This is a genomic window from Aporhodopirellula rubra (assembly GCF_014192335.1).
GTDB lineage: Bacteria > Planctomycetota > Planctomycetia > Pirellulales > Pirellulaceae > Rhodopirellula > Rhodopirellula rubra.
This window is the reverse complement of record NZ_JACHXU010000004.1, coordinates 197,237-218,011: the sequence shown is the minus strand read 5'-3', so window position 1 is coordinate 218,011 and position 20,775 is coordinate 197,237. Positions and strand designations below refer to the sequence as shown.

The following is a 20,775-nucleotide window of genomic DNA, read 5'->3' as shown; positions in this document are numbered from 1 at the left end:
GTCTTGCTCGCGACGACGTTCCCTCCACTGCCAATTGAAACGTGATCTATCGAGAGTGACACCAGAGGATCGACGCGGACATCATGCGACCTTGCCTAACGATTAGCCTTCTCGGTGTCTGTCTCGCCGTTTTGTCGTCTGCGTCGGTTGATGCCAATGAGGGGCTCAAACGCGAGCAGCCGAACGTTCTTTTCATCGCGGTAGATGATCTGGCTAGCGCGTTGGGCTGCTATGGTGATCCCACGGCGAGGACCCCGAACATTGATCGGTTGGCATCCATGGGGACTTGTTTCCAGCATGCCTACAACCAATTGCCGCTTTGCAACCCGACACGTGCGTCAGTGATGACGGGGCTGCGTCCGGATACGATCAAAGTCTATGATCTCGATCGACATTTTCGTGACGAGCTCCCCGACGTTGTGACGCTATCTCAGTCGTTTCAACGGGCAGGTTATTTTGCTGCTCGAGTGGGAAAGATATTTCATTACAACGTTCCGGCGTCGATCGGAACGGATGGCTTCGACGATCCCGCGTCGTGGAACCGAACGGTCAATCCGAGGGGGCGCGATAAAGACGACGAGGCACTTGTTTTCAACGCTGAACCACACCGGAAAATCAGCGGTGCGTTGAGTTGGCTGGCCGCCGACGGGAGCGACGAAGAGCAGACCGATGGCATGATCGCGACCGAGGCGATCAAGATCATGCGAGAGAAGAGGGGGGAGCCGTTTTTTCTCGGCGTTGGTTTCTTCCGCCCTCACACTCCGTATGTCGCGCCGAAGGAGTATTTTGAATGGTATCCACTTGAATCATTACGTTTGCCTGACGCACCGAGCGATGATCGCGACGATATTCCCACCGCGGCGTTCGCACACAACTGCCCCATGCCCAACTATGGACTCGATCAAGACACGCTGCTTCGGGCGACGCAGGCGTATTACGCATGCGTGTCATTCGTCGATGCGCAGGTCGGTCGACTACTCGACGCGTTGACGTCTTTGGAATTGGAGAACAAAACGATCGTTGTTTTCTGGAGTGATCATGGGTATCACTTGGGCGAACATGGTGGGATCTGGCAAAAACGGACACTCTTCGAGCAGGCGTCTCGTGCCCCTTTAATCATTCGCGTGCCGGGACAATCCGCACGTGGAAATTGTCAGCGGATTGTTGAGTTCGTTGACATCTATCCGACGCTAACGGACCTAGCCAAAATTGAGTCGCCGCCTGACCTCGCGGGCCGGAGCCTTCGTCCTTTGATTAACGATTCCGCTGCTCGCTGGGACAGAGACGCGGTAACCCAAATTTTGCGCCCCGCCGATGATCGCTTGCCCGAACCCGTTATGGGGTGCAGCATTCGCACCGAGCGGTATCGCTATACGGAGTGGGCGAACGGTAAGTATGGCGTCGAGCTATACGACCACCAAAATGACCCCAACGAGTTTGATAACTTGGCCTTCGATCCCGACAGTCGTGCTCGCGAGGTGATCGAGGAGTTGCGTCCTCGATTGCGAGCGAAGGCCTCCGGAGACATTCCGAGCGTGCCGGTGAATCCGGCTCGACTTTGATACACGCTATTTCAATCAGATGATGGAAGTTCACCTGCAATGGGCAGTTGACGAAGCTCACTACTCACTCGACGCACAACACGTTTGGCACGCGTCGTCCTCCGAATTGAATCTCTCATGATTAACCGTTTCGCATTCGTATTTCTTTTTGCCGCCCTCTGTCACGGGGCAACCGATGCCGGGGAACGTGCCAACGTCGTATTGATCGTCGCCGACGACCTTGGTTTTAGTGACGTCGGCTTCAACGGCTGCAAAGAAATACCGACGCCTCATCTTGATGCTCTGGCAGCAGACGGGGTGATTTTTGAGGCTGGATACGGGTCACATTCTTACTGCAGTCCCAGTCGTGCGGGGCTGTTGAGCGGGCGATATCAACAGCGTTTCGGGCATGAATGCAACCCAGGTGCCTACGGCGAAGACGACGTCGCGGGGTTGCCACTGAGTGAAACATTGATATCCGACGTGCTCGTTGAAAACGGATATCGCACCGGTGCGATTGGTAAATGGCATCTCGGTGACGCACCGTCTTTTTGGCCGACACGTCGTGGTTTTCAAGATTGGTTCGGATTCCCCGGCGGTGGCATGAGCTATTGGGGTGACGCAGGCAAACGCAAAGGCGTGATGCGAAATGGCGAGATCGTGCCCAAGTCCGAGTTGAGCTACCTTACCGACGATTTTTCGTCTGAGGCGGTCGAGTTTATTCAACGCAATCAGGCCGATCCTTTCTTTGTGTATCTCGCATATAACGCACCGCACGGTCCCGATCATGTCACACGCGAGCACTTGAAGAAAACCGAGCATATCGAATACGGAGAACGCGCCGTTTATGGTGCAATGGTCGCGGCGATGGATGAGGGAATTGGCCGTGTCGTCAGCGAGCTCAAAAAACACGACCTCTATGACAACACGTTGATTGTCTTTTTCAGTGATAACGGCGGACGTGCGGACCACGCAGTGAATTTTCCCTACCGTGGCCACAAGGGAATGTTGTTTGAGGGCGGGATTCGTGTCCCCTTTACGGTCACATGGCCTGCGAAGTTAGCCGGCGGACGCCGTTACTCACTACCGATCAGCGCCTTGGATCTCTTTCCGACGATCTTGGATGCTGCCCGTGTCGCAGTCCCTGAAGATCTCGAACTCGATGGCGTGAGTCTTTTGCCGTACCTGAATGAGGGCACCCAAACGGCTCCTCACGAAACGTTGTACTGGCGATACGCAGCCGGAGATGATCGCTATGGCTACGCGGTTCGTCATGGCAACGACAAATTGGTTTACAGCATTTACAAGGGAAAGCATCTGTTATTTGACCTCGCAAACGATCCGTGGGAGCGAAACGATCTGGCGGAACAACAACCTGAGAAAGTGGAACGAATGGTTGCGATCTACAAGGAGTGGGATGCGGGATTAGTGGAGCCAAAATGGGGCGATCCACATGGCGCGAATATCGGTAAAGAAGAAGGTCGGCGACAGGCTGCCGTCGACGCCGCATCGCGGGGCGAAAAATAGTGCGGGTCCTATCGAGGTGTTCGAGCCGGTGCTGTGTGCCGGAAGGAATGCGGTTGTTGTTGCGATGAGGATTCGCCGGATTGTTCGACGAGCAACGCTTTCACCTGTTCCAGTTCGCCGATTCGACGTTGGAGTTTGGCAATTTCAGCGTTGATGGAAACAAGGTTGCGTTGTTCGATGGGTGACATCAGGTCGTCGCGATGGTGATCCATTTTGCTGATCCGGTGCAGGATCGGTATCGTCAAGCTGAACGCGGCGATCACGATTGAGATGGCGGCGATTAATCGCCACACGGCCGCTGAATCGATTTCGCCAATAATCACCGAGCACAGTAGTAACGCGAACCCGAGAATGACCTGGCTGCTGACGAAGTGAATCCACCGAAAGCGTTTGGCGAGTTTTGCGACCGAAAGAAGGCAGACGTGAACGATCGCAACGGCGATGATCGACGAGCAGAGCGTCAATCGCCAAAACAGTTCACCCTCGATATCGCCCCAAATGCCGACCAAGAGAAGTGCCGCGGAGACGCCCGACAGAACAGTACCCGATTTTGGCAATACGTTTCGACCGAAAGGTTCGCGTGACATGTCGCACGCGAGACCGCAGAGGCTCGTGACCGCGACGACAATGGTTGAAATCATGACGTGGATTTCAAACCAACCCCACGTATCCCGCACGATAATGGCGATCCCCAGTATGGCACCGAACAAGACCGATCCGATGAGTCCATAAAGCAGCGGTTTTTTTATTCGACTGTCATTGCTCATTTGGGGACTCTTGAACTGGATTCGTAATTGAACGTGGGTTTCGGTTGAGAACTCTTGTTATCAGTGCCTCCAGGTGTGGCCGTGTTGCGCGCTATTTTGGGAAAAGACGATTGTGTGCGAGGTTTGATTGACGATTAACGCGGTGTGCCTCACAATTCGGCCCGATCGGATGCGTGGCTCATCCGAGTTTGTGTCCCAGAGAACTCGCCTCTCTGTTAGAAATTACTCTCCGGAAAGGGACCTTGAAATGGATGTCTTGACGAACGATCGTTTGGTTGACCGTGCCGAAGTCGTCGTTCGCCAGCGGATGAGTGGTCAGGCCGCAGGGCATGGAATGGACCATGTGCTGCGGGTCTTGAAATCCGCTCGCGCGATTCAGGCGGAAGCCGGAGGCGATTTGAAAATTGTGGAATTGGCGGCGTTGCTGCACGATGTGGGCGATGCCAAGTTTCATGATGGGGTCGAGCGGAGTGCCGAGTTCGCCCGCGAAATTCTCGGTGATCTGGGGGCGGAGTCAGCTTTGATTGATCACGTCGCCCATATTGTCGATAACATTTCGTTCCGAAAAGGAATCGATTCGAGTGAACTGTCGCTCGAAGGAAAAGTAGTGCAGGACGCGGATCGTCTCGATGCCCTTGGAGCAATCGGGATCGTGAGGACGATCGAATACGGCGCCGCATTCGGCCAACCGTTCTATCTACCCGGTGAGGATGATGCAAAAACCGGGGTCGGCCACTTTCACGAGAAGTTGTTCAAACTAAAAGCGTTGATGAACACCGATGCGGCGCGACGAATGGCCGTCGAGCGAGAGGAGTTCATGCGTCAATTCCTCGATCACTTCTTGAACGAATGCGGCGGCAGTCGTTAGTAATTGCTCTACCGACCGCGAGGGGAGTTGCTCGAACGAAACGTCCTGCGTTCTTCCGCGATGGCTATAATCATATGGCGTGAACCGCCCGGCTTTACCCTTCGCTTGATTGCTCCGCTGTCATCGGCCGAAGTCTTGGGCTTCACTCGAGTGTGAATCGTGCGGCCCTATTTCGGCTCGTAGTCTTGCCACATCCACACCAGCGTGTCGGCGAGGGTGGCTTCGAACACTTTGCGTTCGCAGTGTTTGCTGGCGCGGCTGAAGACGAATCGATAGTCGTATCCTTTTGCCTTTAACGCTGCTGCCGTGCGTCGATTCGCCATCACCCAATTGTGATAGGTTTCTTCACTGTCTTGGTGGCGAAGATCGTTTTCGGCGACGTGGGTGAAAATCCGCAACGGCTTTTTCTCGCTGTTTTCGATCAGCTTCATGCCGGAATGATATTCCCATGCGCCGAGCGGGTAGTCTGCTTCCTCCGGTGCATCGTGATCTTGTTGGTCAACGAACGTTCCCGAATAGGTGATCAGTCGGCGGAAAAGATCGGGACGGAACCAACCCATCGTCAACGCGGCGGCGCCTCCGCTGCTGCAGCCCATGGCAGCCCGTCCCCAGGGATCCTGCGTGAGAGCGAATTTGGGAAACGTTTTTTTGATGTCTGCATGGTTTGCGATGGCGGGCAGGACTTCCTCGTGAATGAATCGTGCCAATCGGTCTGACATCGTGTCGTATTCGAGGCCACGCTGGCTGCCGTAGCTGTCGTCGCCTCCGTTTTCTACCGCGATGACGACGAAGGCGGGAAGACGCCGGGCGGGATCGTCAGCAATGGTCAAGTTGTCCAGTGCGTTGCGAACGAGATCCATCCGGTTGGGCCCGTCATGCATGACCACGAACGGGGCCGGCGTGCCGTCACGATACTCGGCCGGGACATACACAAAGATGCGTCGATGAGTGCGGACTTTCTTCTTGGGGTCGAGAGTCAGGTCATCGCCGCGGAAGATCTTGCTGTCCGCTAGACGCATTTTGAACTCAAACGATTTGCCTTTTGGGTTTCCTCGATCGGTCAAGTCCGGATCGATGCTGTATTCCGGTCCCACGACAAAATCGCCGCTGCCGATTTTGCCGCTGGCATTTTCAAGGCTTTGTCCGTTCGTGGGTGTTGCGGCAACCAGCAGCGTTGCGACAAGAGTCGCCGTGCAAATGGTGTGAGAACGCGAGAGGAAGTGGTCGATGCGACGAGTGATTGAGATCATGATTTGATTGGGGTGGGATTGAGCTGACAGAAAAAGGGCAGGTCGAAATCTTAGTTGATCGGATCGGAAAGATTTGGCGGATTGTGGGCTGGTTGGCACAAGAAAGTGCGTTCGAGGAGACTCTTTCCGGAAAAAAGGGATTTTGTTTGATAGATTAGGAGTTTTCGACGGGTTAGCTCGCAAGGTCTCGCTGCGTCGTTTCTGCATTTGGCCGATTCCGTAGTTGCGTCCGTTCTGTCCTTTCGGGTGGATTGCTCGAGTGGCTGGGTCGGTCCGCCCTCGTGAATTGAAACGGTGAGTATTTCAAGGCATGGATCATCAAGAACCGCAGTTAGCCCAGGAGGATTTTGTGGCGTTGTTCACGGCCAATCAGCGGCGAATCTTTGGGTTTGTCGTGTCGATATCGCCGAGTTGGGCGGACGCCGATGAGATCTTCCAGCGAGTTTGTTTGGTGTTGTGGAAGAAATGGCCTAGCTACGAACACGAGGATAAATTTTTGGCGTGGGCGTTGCAAATCGCAAGATTCGAGGTCGTTAAATTCATGTCGCAGCGAAGTCGTCGCAAAGAAATTTACAGCGACGAGGCGCTCGATTCGATTCAGACTCGAACGTGTGAGATGTCTGCCGACCTAAACGAACGGATGGTTGCTCTGGAAAGATGTGTCAAAAAGCTTCCAGAGGAGCAGCAGGATTTGGTTCGTCGGTGTTATTCGGGGACCCAGAAGATCAAAGAGATTGCCGAGGCAATCGGGATCAATGCCCAGAATCTTTATTTGAAGCTCCAGCGGATACGCAAGGTTCTTCATCAATGCGTCGACAAGTCTCTTGCGGAAATGTGATTAGAAATGAGCCAATCTGAACGTAAAGTGCCGGGGCATTTGCTCGACGATCCCGAGGTGCGGGCCCTCTGTGACGCGTGTTGTGACGGTCTGGCTACGCCGCAGCAGCGAGCCGAGATGAGCGATTTGATTTCTTCGTCGCCCGAGGTCTTGGATTACGTTGTCGCGCATTCGTTTATGATCAGCCAATTGGTTGCGATCTCCGAAGCGCCCGAAGAGGTTGGTGCGGGCGTGGTTTCTCTGGAGTCGTCTCGGGTCAGTCGTCGCCTGTCGATGCGAAGGGTACTGGCGATCGCAGCGTCGATCGCGGTCGCGGTGGCGGGCGTTGAGTTGTGGAGAGGCGGCGGTTTCGATTCTCCGTCACTGCAGGCGAATCTCGCGGTCGTGGGCAGGATGCATCGCGTTACCGATGGTTCGAGTCCCCCTGAGTTCGTTAACGTTAATGAGCGGACGCGAGTCGATATTGATGAGGGTGAGTATGAGGTTTCGCTCAGCAGTGGTGTGAAGCTGACCGTTGCGGGGCCAGGCAATTTTGTCGTCGACAATCCGATGTATTGTCGGTTGGGCTTCGGGCGAATGACGGCCAATGTTCCTAAGGGAGCTGAGGGGTTTCGCGTTCATACGGGCGATGCTGAGATCGTTGATCACGGGACGCGGTTCGGTGTCGCGGTTGATCCCAACGGCGGCACGGATGTTGCCGTGTTTGAGGGGAAGGTCGAGGTGCTTTCGCGTGACGAGCAGCGAAAATTGTCTATCGGGCGAGCTGTCTCGGTGACCAGCAACGGCGCGATGTCTCGAATGCTGGTTGTGAAGCCGGATTCATTTGAGGTTTCAAAGCGAGTGCTCAGTTCCGACGGTCCGGCGATTACCTCGGTGCGAGACAATATCCGATCGAGTGACGAGATGGGGTACTACCGAATCGTCAATGAAGGTTTCGGGGAGGATCAGCCTGCCTACGTCGATCGTGTTCACCAGTGGAACGGGCTCGGGCGAGATGGGTTGCCGAAAGAATTGTTGGGAGCGGATTACATTTTGCCGTTCAATGACGACAAGACGGTCAGGGAAATTGAGATTACGGTCACATTGGCGCGAGCGTCGGATGTTTATGTCTTGTTAGACGCACGTGTGAATCCGCCGGCGTGGTTGGTGGATGGTTTTGTCGAGACGGAGTTGTCCGTTGGGATGGACGAGGGCGAGCGTCCCGGCCATCCCGAGGATCCGCGTCGAACGTCCGTGGGTGCAGGCAATTCGATCGACTACCGCTTCTCTGTATGGAAGCGGAAGCTCGCGGGCATCGGCACGGTCACCTTTGGTGGATTGCCGCAAATCGGTGAGTTCATGTCGATGTACGGGATCGTCGCGGTCCCGCTTTCTGGGGTGTCGACGCGCGAGATCGACGCGATCTAGTTTTCAGGTTTCTTGTTGTCGGGCTCTCCGGTTCTCCCGGGGGCCGGGCATCGTCGGCTTGCTCTTCGGGCGCCTTTTTCTTTCGGTGTTCAGCTCGTTCTTGCCTGTGGGGCTTCAAGCGTTTGGGGCTTCGGGCCTCTTTGTCTATGGGCGTTTGTGTCTGTGGTGTGGCTCGCCGTTGCGTCTTTTGTTGGTCGCCGTTGGGGATGTGTGCCCCGGTGTTTCGCGGTCGTTCTGGGGTGCAGGTCTTCTGTAGTGTGCTGCGGGTTTGCGTGGGTTAGCGTGCTATGGCGGTCCTGTCCGCCGCTAAGGCATGTTTAATTTGAAGAAATGCTGTTTTCTGTCGATAGATTTTGGTTCAAGGTGAGGTTGGCTTTTTAGAAGCGTGAGAAAGGCTTCATCTAGCATCATTTCACTTACCGAGAGATTTTCATGAAACGGAAAGCATTTACGCTTGTCGAATTGCTTGTTGTGATCGCAATCATTGGCGTCCTGGTTGGGCTTTTGTTGCCAGCGGTGCAGGCAGCTCGAGAGGCGGCGCGACGTATGAGTTGCAGTAACAATTTCAAGCAAATCGGATTGGCGATTCACAACTATCACAGTGCCTACAACCGTCTGCCAAAGCAGATGGGTGGTACCTTTTCGGGCGGTGTCGGTCCGGATAACGGCAATAACCTGAGTTGGATTCCAGCGACCCTGCCATTTATGGAGCAACAGGCGTTGTGGGAGACAATCTCCAATCCATATGGAAAGGATCGTTCCGGCGCTCCGATCTCCCCTGTTTATCCCTCGATGGGCCCGACGCCGGTCGACGTGGACTACGTTCCGTGGTTGACGCAGGTTCCCGGGCTTCGCTGCCCGAGTGACCCTACGGTCAAGATCGGCACCGAGACCGCTTTCACTAACTATGCTGCTTGCATGGGGGATTCCATTCACGAAAACCACTACGGCGGTGTCGGTGGGAATGGTGTGTCGGATACGTCGACGGGGAACACGTGGAACGAAGCGTTCCTGAAGCAGTTTGATCGCAGTATGTTTTTTGTCCGTCACACGGGTAAGTTCCGCGACGTTCTTGATGGTCTCTCGAACACAATCATGTGCGGCGAGATTGTGGTCGGCAACGGAACGGGCGAAAAGCACTCTTCGATGCACCGTGACTCGAGCGTGACTCATTACGGCCCGAATCACTGGAATGGTTTGTTGGATACAGAGCGTCCGCTCTACTGGGATCTGAGCCGAGCGAACGTGAACAACGATCAACGACGCGGCGCGAACTGGGCGTTGGGTCGGTGCTTCGATACCGGCTTCACAACAGTGGCTCCGCCTAATGGTCCTTGTGTCGGGCGGAATGTCGACAGGCAGGCCAGTTGCCCGGCAGCGAGTCGTCACCAGGGTGGTTGTCATATCCTGATGGGCGATGGTGCGGTTAAGTTTATCACTGACTCAATCGAGGCGGGTGATCAGTCGGCCGTGCCGGTCGGTTCCCGCAATCCGAAGCCCGGCTACGCCAGTCCGTATGGGCTGTGGGGGGCACTGGGGACAAAGAGTTGCAAGGAAACGATTCAGGTCGAGTTTTAATCGCTGTTTCGAATGTTAACGTCGCACTCGGCTGTGGGTGGTCCATGCTCGAGTGCTTTCTTCTAGTTTGCTTTCTGTAGGTTGTTGATTCTGATGTATGAAGTCCCAAGGTTTATGAATCTGGTAATGGCCCTCGCGTTGGTCTCGCCCGTTCTGGCGGTCACCGGTTGTGGTGATAGTGGAGGGCCGGTTGAGTTGCAGACTTACGAGCCGATTACGGAGGAAGAGAAGAAAGTGGTTGAAGAGAAGAAGGAGCGTTTGAAGGACGAGCCGCGGGGTTGATTGGCTCGCGTTAGCGAGTCTTTTAGCTTTCGTGTTTTATTGTGATGTGACTGCGGGTTGTGAGCTCTTCGGGGTCGGCAGCCCGCGTTGCGTTGGTTCTTGTCGGTTGCTCTCTCGCTGTGCTTGCTTTTGGTGTTTAGGCAGGGGCCTGGTGTTTGGGTGCTGGGGGGTCTCGGTGTGGTTGTGTGCGTGGTCGCCTATGTCGCGGTACGGAGTGTCGCAATGGGCTGTGTTGTAGTGGGTGATGTCGCGATTCGCAGTGCACTGTGAGTGGATGCTCGGGTGAGATGGCGTCGGCGCGTTTCCGTTCTTTGGGTTCGTTGTAGATGATGAGTATTCGTGTTCTTTTCGCGTCGGTCTGCGTTGCTTTGGCGGGTTCGGTGTTCGCTGGTTCGGTGTTGGCGGGGCTTCGTGCGCTGCCTGAGCCTGCGGACGACACGTTGCCTAGCGTTTTTCTGATCGGTGATTCTACCGTTCGCAATGGCGATGCTTCAGGCGGGAATGGGCAGTGGGGTTGGGGCGAGCCGTTTCGTGACTTCTTTGATCTGTCCAAGTTGAATGTCGTTAATCGTGCGGTTGGTGGGTTGAGTAGCCGTACCTATTTGACGTTTGGTTATTGGGAGGTCACGAAAAAACATCTGAAACCCGGTGATTTCTTGATTATCCAGTTTGGGCACAACGATGCGTCGCCGATCAATGACGATCAGAGAGCGCGCGGGACGATTCGCGGAAATGGCGATGAGGTGGAAGAGATCCTCAATCAGATCACGGGCAAGGGAGAAGTCGTCCATTCCTACGGATGGTATCTGCGGAATTATATTCGCGAGGCTCGCGAGAAAGGCGTACATCCAATTGTGTGTTCGCCTGTGCCTCGCAAATCCTGGGACGGTGGGAAAGTCAATCGGGCGACGTCGAGTTATGCGTCCTGGGCACGCGAAGCGGCCGCAGCCGAAGACGTGCCGTTTGTTGATTTGAACGATATCGTTGCCGAACGGTACGAAGCGATCGGTCAACCAGGTGTGGAGGAATTGTTTGCGGACAAACACACCCATACATCGCTGGCCGGCGCTCGGTTGAACGCTGAGTGCGTCGTTGCGGGGTTGCGGGCTCTCGCGCTCAAAGATCTGACGCAGTTTCTGTCTGTCGATGGCGAGAGGGTTTCGCGGGCGAGAGCGAGTCAAGTCGCGATCGTTGATCAGCGACCGGTGCTCGAGGAGTCATCTGAAGCGGACGGGGCGATTCTTCGGGACGCGATTCCAACTCTCTACATCATCGGTGATTCCACCGTGCGTAACGGGCATATGGATGGCGTGGGTTGGGGCGAGGTGGTCGGGCAGCACTTCGATCATGCGAAGATTAATGTTGTCAATCGCGCAATCGGTGGGCGAAGTACTCGTTCGTTCTGGCGTGAAGGTCGGTGGGATGATGTCTATCAGAAATTGAAGCCAGGTGATTTTGTGATCATGCAATTTGGTCACAACGACGGAGGACGCGTCGGCGATATCCGGTATAAGCGAAGACCGGCCCTGCCAGGGATTGGTGACGAGACGCAGGATGTCAGTTTGGACGATGGTCGTGTTGAGAGCGTGCGAACGTACGGATGGTATTTGAAGCGGTTTTGTACGGAGACGACATCCAAAGGTGCGACGCCGATTGTTTGTTCGCCCGTTCCACACAAAGACAACTGGCGCGACGGAAAATTTGTGCCGGACTTTGCCGATCATCGTAAATGGTGCGGTCAAGTGGCAGAGGAAATGGGCGCGAAGTTCGTCGATTTAACCGCGTTGATCGGGCGGCGGTATCAAGATCTCGGTGAGGCCGAGGTCGAGACGTTGTTCGCCGATGCGCGAACGCACACGAACAAGAAGGGGGCCGAAGTCAACGCGGAATGCGTTGTCGCTGGACTTCGATCGATCGCTGCGTTGCCGTTGAATCTCGTGATGACCGAGCGTGAGCAAGGGGAACGTGTCGGTGATGTCTCGGCTCCTCTCGTCTCGAGTCGAGCGGAGTAGGTAATGGCGAGTGTTGATGATCGAGACGAGACGCTTCGAGGCGTGAACACGCGAGTGAGCGTGATCCGTGTCGGCCGTGCGGCCGACACGCTGTCCTTGGTGGGGGCGTGTTGTCGTCTCGTGTTGGCGGTCTTCTTCATCGCTGTCCTGGGATGTGTCGAAAACGTTTCCAGCGAGATTGATCTTCAGGATCGAGCAGAGTCGGTTTTGACCGCGAAGGTCCCGGTTACCTCATCTGGAGACCTAATGCAAGAAGCGGTTACGGCGTTTTCGTCGGGCGATTTTGTGGCTGCTGAAGCTGCCGTGCGGAAACAATTAATCGCAGATCCGGGCGACGTTCAAGCGTTGTTATTGGCGGGCAGTGTCGCTGAAAGACTCAACGATTGGCCGATGAGCTTAGCGTTCTACCAGGATGCGATTCGGGAATCCGAGTCACCTCGTCCGGCAATGTTGGACGGGATAACCACCTCGCTGGTAAAAGCGGGGCGAGTCTTTGACGCGATTGAAGTCTTGAAGACGTTTGTTCAACGATTTGAGAACGTTCCCGATGCACGCTTTGATCTCGCGGGTTTAGCCTCGATGGTGGGCATGCCTGAGGCTGCGATCCCATCCCTGCGGTGGTTGTTTCAACACAATCAAGGTGATATGGAATCGCTTTTGTTGATGGCGAATCCAGCCAGGAGTGAGGCTGATCTCGAATTTTGCAATGAGCTACTGCTGGGAAGTGTTGGAGACATTCGTTTGCGTTACGCCGCCGCACGGATGCACGCTAAAGAACTTGAGTGGGCGAAGGTTCTCGAGCGTTTAGCGCCCGTTGTTGAGCATCATCCCAAGTTCGTGCCGGGTTTGGTGCTGTATGGCCGTGCATTGGTTGAGATGGATCGGATTTCTGAACTCGATGATTGGAGGATCGGTTTGCCACCGGGTATCGAAGACTCTCCCGAGTACTGGATCGTGATTGGGAAATGGTCTGAGGTGAATGGCAATCCCGAGCAAGCGGTCGAAGCATTTTTGACCGCCGAGCGACTTGATTCGGCGTGCTGTTATGATTATCTCGACGGGCTCTATCACAGCTTGGTTGAGCTGGGGATGGATGAAGAGGCGGCGCTCGTTGAAAAAAAAATGGAGCAACAGGTTCGGCTCCGCGACGCGTTCAATGTCTATTTGGGCCGTGACAGTCAGTCGCAAACGGCAGCGATTGCCGTGGCAGAGGCGATGGCGGAAATAGGCCGGATATGGGAAGCCGAGGCTTGGGCTCGCCACGCCATCGCACTTCGAAACGAGCCGGCGGCCGATCTTAAAAATCGATACCTCAAAATTCGCTCTACGTTAACGGCAGACACGCCTTGGGTAGTCGATGAGCAACGTTTGGCGAGTGCAATCGAGGTGGATTTCATTGATGCGACCAACGGCGAGCTTGCGGATTCGATCCAACGCCGTCCGAAGAACACTGCTCGCTATCAAACCAAAAGTCGTTGTCCGTCGTTTCGTGACGAATCACAGGCCTTCGGTTTCGAGCATACTTGCAAACTGTCCGCCGATGCAGAGGCCAACGGACATTGGTTGCATCAAAGTTCAGGTGGTGGGATAGCGGTATTGGATTTTGATTTGGATTCCCATCCCGATATTGTCGTGACAAACCTAGACGGTGAACCCCTGAAGGCCAACTCAACCTCCAACGCGTTATATCGAAACATCGGTGATCGGTTCATCGCCGTCGGCACACGGGCGGATTACGTGGATAATGGATTCGCCCAGGGGATCGCGATCGGTGACCTTAACGCGGATGGCTTCGATGACATCTTCGATGCGAATATCGGGCAGAATCGAATGTTCATCAACAATGGCGATGGGACATTCCGCGAGGTGGCCGAAGAAATCGGAATGACGGACGAGTCGTGGACTGTCTCGGCGGCAATCGCGGACGTCGACGGAGATGGCAATGCGGACATCTACGCAACGAACTACTGTGACGGTAATGAGCCGTTTGAGCGACCTTGTTTGGAGAACGGTCGGAACTCGGCATGTGCACCACTTTTGTTCGATGCGCAGGAAGACTGTGTTTGGAAAGGCGACGGGGATGGTACCCTGACCGACATGACGAGTCGATGGATGAGTCAGTCCGTAACGGGGCGTGGTTTGGGGGTGATCGTTGCAAACCTTGACGAGCGACCTGGTTTAGACGTGTACGTTGCCAACGATATGACAGCGAATCACCTATGGTCACCCGAGACAAAAGACGGGAAGTTCACGTTGACGGATTTGGCGTCGGTACGCGGCGTCAGTGTGAACGCAAAATCGCAGTCTCAGGCGTCCATGGGAATCGCGTTGGGAGACGCGGACGATGATGGCGATTTTGATCTGTATTTGACCCATTTTTCAAACGAATACCACACGTACTATGAACAGGTGCGACCGGGTTTCTGGCGTGACCGTTCCTTCCAACGAGGGCTGGCTCAGCCGACGATTCATCTGTTGGGCTTTGGGACTCAGTGGTGTGATTTCGACAACGACGGTGCCAAAGAACTCGTCGTCACAAACGGGCATATCGACGATTTTCATCAATCGAATGTCTCGTACCGAATGCCGGGGCAGGTGTTTCGAAGGACGCTCGATGGTCGGTGGGAAGAGTGTGAACGGACGGACCTCGGTGATTACTTCCGTGAAGATCATCTCGGCAGGGCGCTCGCGATTGCCGACCTTGATAGCGACGGACGAAAAGACGTTCTCGTCACGCATCTCTATGAGCCCGTTGCCATGTTGATGAATCGGACTCCGGACGTCGGAAAGACGATCGCGTTTACTTTGAAAAGCTCTCGAACCCATCGCGACGCGATTGGCGCCATTGTAACGGTAAAGCTGCGAGATCGTACGATGGTTTCCATGCTCGCCGCGGGTGACGGATACATGTGCAGCAACCAACGGCAAGTGTATTTTGGCCTTGGTGAACTCACTGGAATAGAAAGTGTCTCGGTGCAGTGGCCTTGTGGGGAAACGCAAATCTACGAGGGGCTCACTCCCGATAGTGAGTACTTGCTCGTTGAGGGCGAACCGCCTTTTCGATTGAGATCGTTTGCGGCGTCGGAGGGCAACCGTGTCCGTGAAATGCCTGTCGCTCGAATTCCGTCCGATGAACTTCAACATGGCCGGGTTGCCGCGAAATGAATTTGTACTTGAGAAAACTAGCCGCGTGGGCGTTTGTATTCGCTCTCACGATAGGCATCCGCGATCTACCAGGGGCCGAGCCGGCGTCATCGAATTCGGTGACGGTGGATGACGAATCGACTCCTTCATGGGCACCGCTGGATGAGTTTTTGTTACACCGAGGCGAATCAAAATCAAACGTTTGGCCGACCGTCCGACCGGAGATGCGACCGGGCGCTATTTGGTGGTGGCCCAACAGCGCGGTGACGAAGAATGATCTGAGTTGGAACCTCGAACTCTACCGAAAGGCGGGATGGGGAAACCTCAGTATCGTTGGTATCTACGGCGTGCGTGGCGAAGAGGAACGGGCGATCGATTTGTTCTCGCCGAAGTGGTTCGAGATGTATAGCTACACGACCAAAGAGGCGGATCGGTTGGGTATCAACATCGACCTGACGCCCGGCGGCGGATGGCGATGGGGGGGACCACACGTCTCGCGTGACTTTGCGGAGCAATCCTTTCGAGTCGACGGTGATGCGATCTCGGTTCTGTCGAAACGTGACGCAGTCAAACGGGCTGGGAAAGGTGGAAAAGGATTGACTGTAAATCCCTATAGCAACGCGGCGGTTACGCACCATCTCGATTGGTTTGATCGTCTCATGACTGCCCATCAGGGCAACCCACCACGTGCGTTTTACTACGATTCGTTTGAGAACACGGGCAATTGGGCGCCTGAATTTCTCGAAGAATTTTGCAAGCGGCGTGGTTATCCTCTCGAAGACCAGGCAGCGTTGCTCGGAGGCGAAGGAGACTCAGAGGAATCACGACGCGTGGTGGCGGATTACCGACGTACACTAAGTGAATTGTTGATTGATCGCGTTCGCGAGATCGCGGCGTGGGGAGACCAGAGGGGCAGCGGTCTACGGATGCAGGCTCATGGTGCACCGGCGAATTTGCTTGATATGTATGCCGCCGCCAGTATTCCGGAAACGGAAGTTTTCGGTGCGTCGAAATTTGCGATTTCAGGTTTCCGTCGCGATCCTCAGTGGATTCGTGCCGACCAACAAAGCGACATGGTGAATCGGTTTGCGTCCTCGGCCTCGCACGTGGCCGGTCACGCTTTGACGACATCGGAAAGTTTTACTTGGCTGCGAAATCACTATCACACTTCGCTCGCGCATCTGAAAGCCGAATCAGACAAGTTGCTGCTCAACGGCATCAACAGCATCTTCTACCACGGGGCCTGTTTTTCACCCGAAAAGACCGCATGGCCGGGGTGGCTCTTTTACGCGTCGACGCAGGCAAATCCTCGTAACTCGATCTTTCGCGATATTCCTGTACTTAACGCGTACATCACTCGCTGTCAGAGCGTGCTGCAGTCCGGGCGTCCTCACAACGACGTGCTGCTGTATTGGCCGGTTGATGATCTATGGATGAACGGAGGAACCGGCGAGCAGCGATTCACGGTTCATCATCCGGATTGGATAGAGAAAACGGCATGCGGTGAGGCGGGACGCTGGCTAGACAAACACGGCTACACGTTTGATTTTGTTTCAGACGAACAACTGCAAAAAACAGATTGTGGCGAAGCCGATCTGCAAACTCAGGGTGGCAATCGATATCGCACTGTTTTGGTCCCCGCAGCCAAGGTCATGACGCTTGGAACCGCGAAACGGCTAATTGAGCTGGGTCGTGACGGCGCGACCGTGTTGATTTGGAAGAGACTGCCTGACGAGGTTCCAGGCTGGTTCGATTACGGTGAACGTGAACAGCAGTTGAAAAATCTGTTCAAGGAAGTTGACTTCGATGCAGACGGAATGTCCGCGTTGGGACGCGGGAAGTTGATGCTTCATGACGATTTGGAAACGCTGCTTTCTGCAGCCGGTGTTGAACGTGAAGCCATGGTCGATCAGGGAATTCAGTTCATTCGTCGAATCGATTCAAAGCAGGTCTCATACTTCATTGCGAACCATACATCCGAATCGATTGACCGATGGGTGATGATCGCTTCTCCTTGCCAATCCGTTGTAATGATGGACCCGATGACCGGAACGTCCGGACTTGCCCCACTGCGTCAACGAAATGGTCTGACGGAAGTGTTTTTGCAAATCGAATCGGGTGAAACTCGCATCCTTCGGGCTGTCGTTGATGGTGAAAAAGATCTGAATGCCTGGGCCGTCAAACGCTCGGTTGGCGATCCGATCACGATTTCGAGACCTTGGGAACTAAAATTCATCGAAGGTGGACCGACACTTCCCGCGGATGCATCACTCGACCGTGTCGGTTCATGGACTGAGTTGCCGGACGATGAAGCCAAGCGGTTCGCGGGGGCGGTTCGGTACACGGTGAAAGTCGATGTCCCTGAAGCGTCGAGCGTCTCTCAACCGGATGGCTGGATACTGGATCTCGGCGATGTGCGAGAGAGTGCAAGAGTGTGGGTCAACGATCAGCCCATTGGCGTTGTGGTGGCACACCCGTTCCGGATTGATCTCGGTCAGCATCTGAAAAACGGTGAGAATGAATTGGCGATTGAAGTCACCAATTTATCCGCCAACCGAATCCGAGATTTGGATCGACGTGGAGTTGATTGGAAGAAATTTGAGGACATCAATTTCGTTGATCACCTTTACAAACCTTTCGATGCGTCGAAGTGGAGCCTAGAGGCGTCCGGGCTATTAAAACCCGTCACTCTATCTCCTTATCGTTTGATTGAGTCTCTCGATGATATCCCGTGAGCTATCAGCATGAACGTGACATGCGTCTACTGAACAACTTTTTGACCCTTTTATCACCTTTCTGTACTGCACTTGATTCATGACAACTCTTACACGTCGACAGTTTTTGACGAAGACCTCGATGGCCGCTTCCGCGGTCGGTGTCGCCGCTTCGTGCGGAGTCCATGCGAGTGTTGCTGATGCTGCCTCACGTTCACCCAACGAGGAATTGCGGGTCGCGGTCGTCGGGCTCAATGGACGAGGGAGATCGCACATCGATGGTTTTTCGAAAGCCTCTGGATCGAATGTTGTCGCATTCTGCGATGCCGATAAGAGTGTTCTAGAAAAACACGCATCGAATTTCGACAGTGGACGCAGCACCAAGCTGAAGCGGTTCGCTGATTATCGCGAAATGCTCGAAGACGATGAGATTGATGTCATTGCAATCGCCACGCCCAATCATTGGCACTCGCTGATGACGATCGACGCGTGTGTGGCTGGCAAACATGTTTATGTCGAAAAGCCGGTGTGTCATAGCGTTTGGGAAGGACGCAAAATGATCGAGGCAATGCAGAAATATAATCGTATCGTTGGTGCGGGTTTTCAGAACCGCAGTGACACGGGATTGCGAGCGGCGATCCCGTGGATCCAGGACGGCAATCTCGGAAAGATCACAGCCGTTCGAGGCCTTTGCAATCGAAATCGTAACTCCATCGGAGTGACTTCAACGCCTACCAGACCGCCCGCCGAATTGGACTACGACCTATGGCTGGGACCGGCTGCTGATCAGCCGATCTATCGACCGCAGATTCATTACGATTGGCATTGGGATTGGAATACCGGCAATGGTGACATGGGGAATCAAGGCCCGCACGAAATGGATTTAGTGCAATGGGTGCTCGGCGATCCAGGGCATCCCGTCAGTGTTCGCAGTATTGGAGGTCGTTTTGCCTGGAACGATGGTGGTAACACGCCAAACATGCAAGTTGCGACGTTCGACTTTGGTAATGGGATCCCGGTCGTATTCGAAGTTCGGAATATCCACAACAAAGAACGTGTGGGGCAATTCAAAGACGGACCCAGCGTCGGCATTGTCGTCACCTGCGAAGAGGGGGAATACCGGGGAGGTCGTGGCGGCGGTGCGGTGTACGATAAGTCCGGTAAAAAGATCAAGGATTTCAAGGGGGATTCCGGTTCGAAGCACATGTCGTATTTCACTCAGGCCGTTCGTGCCAATGATCCAGGGAAGGTGCGGTCGACGCTTGAAAGCGCGTTTCACTCTTCTTGTATGTCGCATCTCGCGAACATCTCTGTTCGTACGGGGGAGGGCATTCATGCGGCGGAAGTGGTCGATCGTGTTGGGGACGACGCGGCGACACGCGAGGTGATCGAGCGATTCTCCACCCAACTGAGTCATCTCAACGTTGATTTTGCGAAGACGCCGTGGCGTGTCGGCACTGCCTTGACGTTTGATGCCGCAACGGAACGTTTCACCGCCGGCGATAACGCTAGCAAAGCCAACGATTTGCTCAAACGTGACTACCGCAGCCCATTCATCATTCCTGATTCGATCTAGAAACGTTCACCTGTCGCAACAAATCAAATTGTGATGAGGTGGCTAATGAAGGTCTGATCTTGAGCATGAGGTTCGTTGCTCCCATTTAACGCCAACGTCGTGCGAACCCAAATTTGAAAAGCATTACGCTCCATCCATTCCATTCAACGACGCCTATTAAACCGAGATATCGAAATGAAAATACTGACTTACCTGTTGATGTGCTTTGTCGCCGCGTGTGCTTGTCCCTCGGTTTTGGTGGCAGATGAAACCGATCGCAAGGAACAACTCGCGTCTAAGAGCGCAACCAAATCGACCGTCGTGGAAGGTTTTTCCATTGCCGAAGGCGATCACGGTGTGACGATCATGGTCGACGGAAAACCGTTCGCCAGTTATGTCGTTGATGACGTCAATAAACCGTACTTTTGGCCGATCGTGGGACCGACAGGCAAACCGATGACGCGTGCTTTTCCGATGCAGAAAGTGCCGGGAGAATCGAGTGTGCAGCGCGATCATCCTCACCACCGCGGAATTACGTTTGGACATGAGAGCATTGTTGGCCCTGATCAGAGCGGCGGCGACAGTTGGCATGAATGGATCACCTTTGGCGGACTGCGTCAGGGACCAGGCAACAATCCAGATAGTGACCAACGAATCTCGACGATCGCTAGCATCAAGCATCTCGCCTTCACCGAGATGGAAGCCGATGCCGATCATGCCGTGGTTACCGAAATTTGTGACTACGTTGATCCCAATGGGAAGCGGTTTCTGTCGGAAGAGCGTCGCATGACTTTTCGAGCGCAAGAAGACTCTCGCAGTATTGACGTCGATCAAGTGTTCACCGCGTGCGACGGTGAAGTTTGTTTTGCGGACCGCAAGGACGCGGGACTGAGTATCCGTGTTCCGGTCGGAATGGCGATCGATAGCGGACAGGGAGGACGCGTTATTAACAGTGAAGGTGAAATGGATGACGACACCTGGAGTCGTGCGGCAAAGTGGTGTGACTATCACGGGATTGTCGACGGCGAGCACCTCGGAATTGCGTTTCTAAATCACCCGTCGAGCTACCGCTTCCCGACACGCTGGCACGTTCGTAGCTATGGACTGTTTGCTGCCAATCCGTTTGCGATGCAGTCCTATGATCCGTCGCTTCCCGATGGCACCACCACTCTTCAGCCTGGTGAGAAGTTGAAGCTGAATCATCGGATTATCTTTCACATCGGTGACGCTTCCGCCGCCGGAATCGAAAAGGCGTGGCAAGACTATGCCGAAACCGTGAAAGATTAGGGCGA

Annotated in this window: 14 protein-coding genes; 12 read left to right on the top strand and 2 right to left on the bottom strand. The window is 54.6% G+C overall.

The features are described 5' to 3' along the window. Window positions 1-83: 83 nt before the first annotated feature. Window positions 84-1,562, top strand: a complete 1,479-nt coding sequence (locus FHS27_RS07395; RefSeq protein WP_184303648.1) for a sulfatase — start codon at window positions 84-86, stop codon at window positions 1,560-1,562. Window positions 1,563-1,679: 117 nt separating this feature from the next. Beyond that, the gene (locus tag FHS27_RS07390) at window positions 1,680-3,068 is read left to right on the top strand and encodes a sulfatase-like hydrolase/transferase (RefSeq protein ID WP_184303646.1); all 1,389 of its coding nucleotides are present in this window, start codon (window positions 1,680-1,682) and stop codon (window positions 3,066-3,068) included. A gap of 8 nt (window positions 3,069-3,076) precedes the next feature. Here FHS27_RS07390 and FHS27_RS07385 read toward each other — a convergent pair whose 3' ends face one another. Further along, the gene (locus FHS27_RS07385) at window positions 3,077-3,835 is read right to left on the bottom strand and encodes a hypothetical protein (RefSeq protein ID WP_184303644.1); all 759 of its coding nucleotides are present in this window, start codon (window positions 3,833-3,835) and stop codon (window positions 3,077-3,079) included. A gap of 247 nt (window positions 3,836-4,082) precedes the next feature. On the opposite strand from FHS27_RS07385, the gene FHS27_RS07380 reads away from it, so the two are divergent. After that, window positions 4,083-4,703, top strand: coding sequence for an HD domain-containing protein (locus FHS27_RS07380; RefSeq protein ID WP_184303642.1), 621 nt, complete (start codon window positions 4,083-4,085; stop codon window positions 4,701-4,703). Between the two features lie 167 nt (window positions 4,704-4,870). Here the strand turns inward: FHS27_RS07380 and FHS27_RS07375 are convergent, their stop codons facing one another. Then, window positions 4,871-5,953: an alpha/beta hydrolase gene (locus FHS27_RS07375; protein ID WP_246419241.1), complete on the bottom strand. Its 1,083-nt coding sequence runs from the start codon at window positions 5,951-5,953 to the stop codon at window positions 4,871-4,873. A 310-nt stretch (window positions 5,954-6,263) separates the two neighbouring features. Between FHS27_RS07375 and FHS27_RS07370 the strand changes: the two genes are divergently transcribed. From FHS27_RS07370 to FHS27_RS07330, 9 genes are all read left to right on the top strand, one after another. Then, window positions 6,264-6,791, top strand: coding sequence for a sigma-70 family RNA polymerase sigma factor (locus FHS27_RS07370; protein ID WP_184303640.1), 528 nt, complete (start codon window positions 6,264-6,266; stop codon window positions 6,789-6,791). A 6-nt stretch (window positions 6,792-6,797) separates the two neighbouring features. Then, window positions 6,798-8,198, top strand: a complete 1,401-nt coding sequence (locus FHS27_RS07365; RefSeq protein WP_184303638.1) for a FecR family protein — start codon at window positions 6,798-6,800, stop codon at window positions 8,196-8,198. A gap of 432 nt (window positions 8,199-8,630) precedes the next feature. Next, window positions 8,631-9,776 (top strand): DUF1559 domain-containing protein, encoded by a 1,146-nt coding sequence (locus FHS27_RS07360; protein WP_184303636.1) that lies wholly within the window; start codon window positions 8,631-8,633, stop codon window positions 9,774-9,776. A gap of 114 nt (window positions 9,777-9,890) precedes the next feature. Then, a complete protein-coding gene (locus FHS27_RS07355; protein WP_184303998.1) occupies window positions 9,891-10,058 on the top strand; it encodes a hypothetical protein in 168 nt (55 codons plus the stop codon). Between the two features lie 326 nt (window positions 10,059-10,384). Next, entirely contained in the window at window positions 10,385-12,070 is a 1,686-nt protein-coding gene (locus tag FHS27_RS07350) for a rhamnogalacturonan acetylesterase (RefSeq protein WP_246419239.1), read from the top strand. Between the two features lie 3 nt (window positions 12,071-12,073). After that, complete coding sequence (locus FHS27_RS07345) at window positions 12,074-15,235, top strand: FG-GAP-like repeat-containing protein (protein WP_184303633.1); 3,162 nt, start codon at window positions 12,074-12,076, stop codon at window positions 15,233-15,235. Between the two features lie 8 nt (window positions 15,236-15,243). Beyond that, window positions 15,244-17,949: a glycosyl hydrolase gene (locus FHS27_RS07340; protein ID WP_246419238.1), complete on the top strand. Its 2,706-nt coding sequence runs from the start codon at window positions 15,244-15,246 to the stop codon at window positions 17,947-17,949. 79 nt (window positions 17,950-18,028) lie between these two features. Next, window positions 18,029-19,504, top strand: coding sequence for a Gfo/Idh/MocA family protein (locus tag FHS27_RS07335; RefSeq protein ID WP_184303948.1), 1,476 nt, complete (start codon window positions 18,029-18,031; stop codon window positions 19,502-19,504). Window positions 19,505-19,678: 174 nt separating this feature from the next. Continuing rightward, window positions 19,679-20,770 carry a DUF6807 domain-containing protein gene (locus tag FHS27_RS07330; protein ID WP_184303629.1) on the top strand — a complete coding sequence of 364 codons (1,092 nt, stop codon included), beginning with the start codon at window positions 19,679-19,681 and terminating at the stop codon, window positions 20,768-20,770. Window positions 20,771-20,775: the final 5 nt, after the last annotated feature.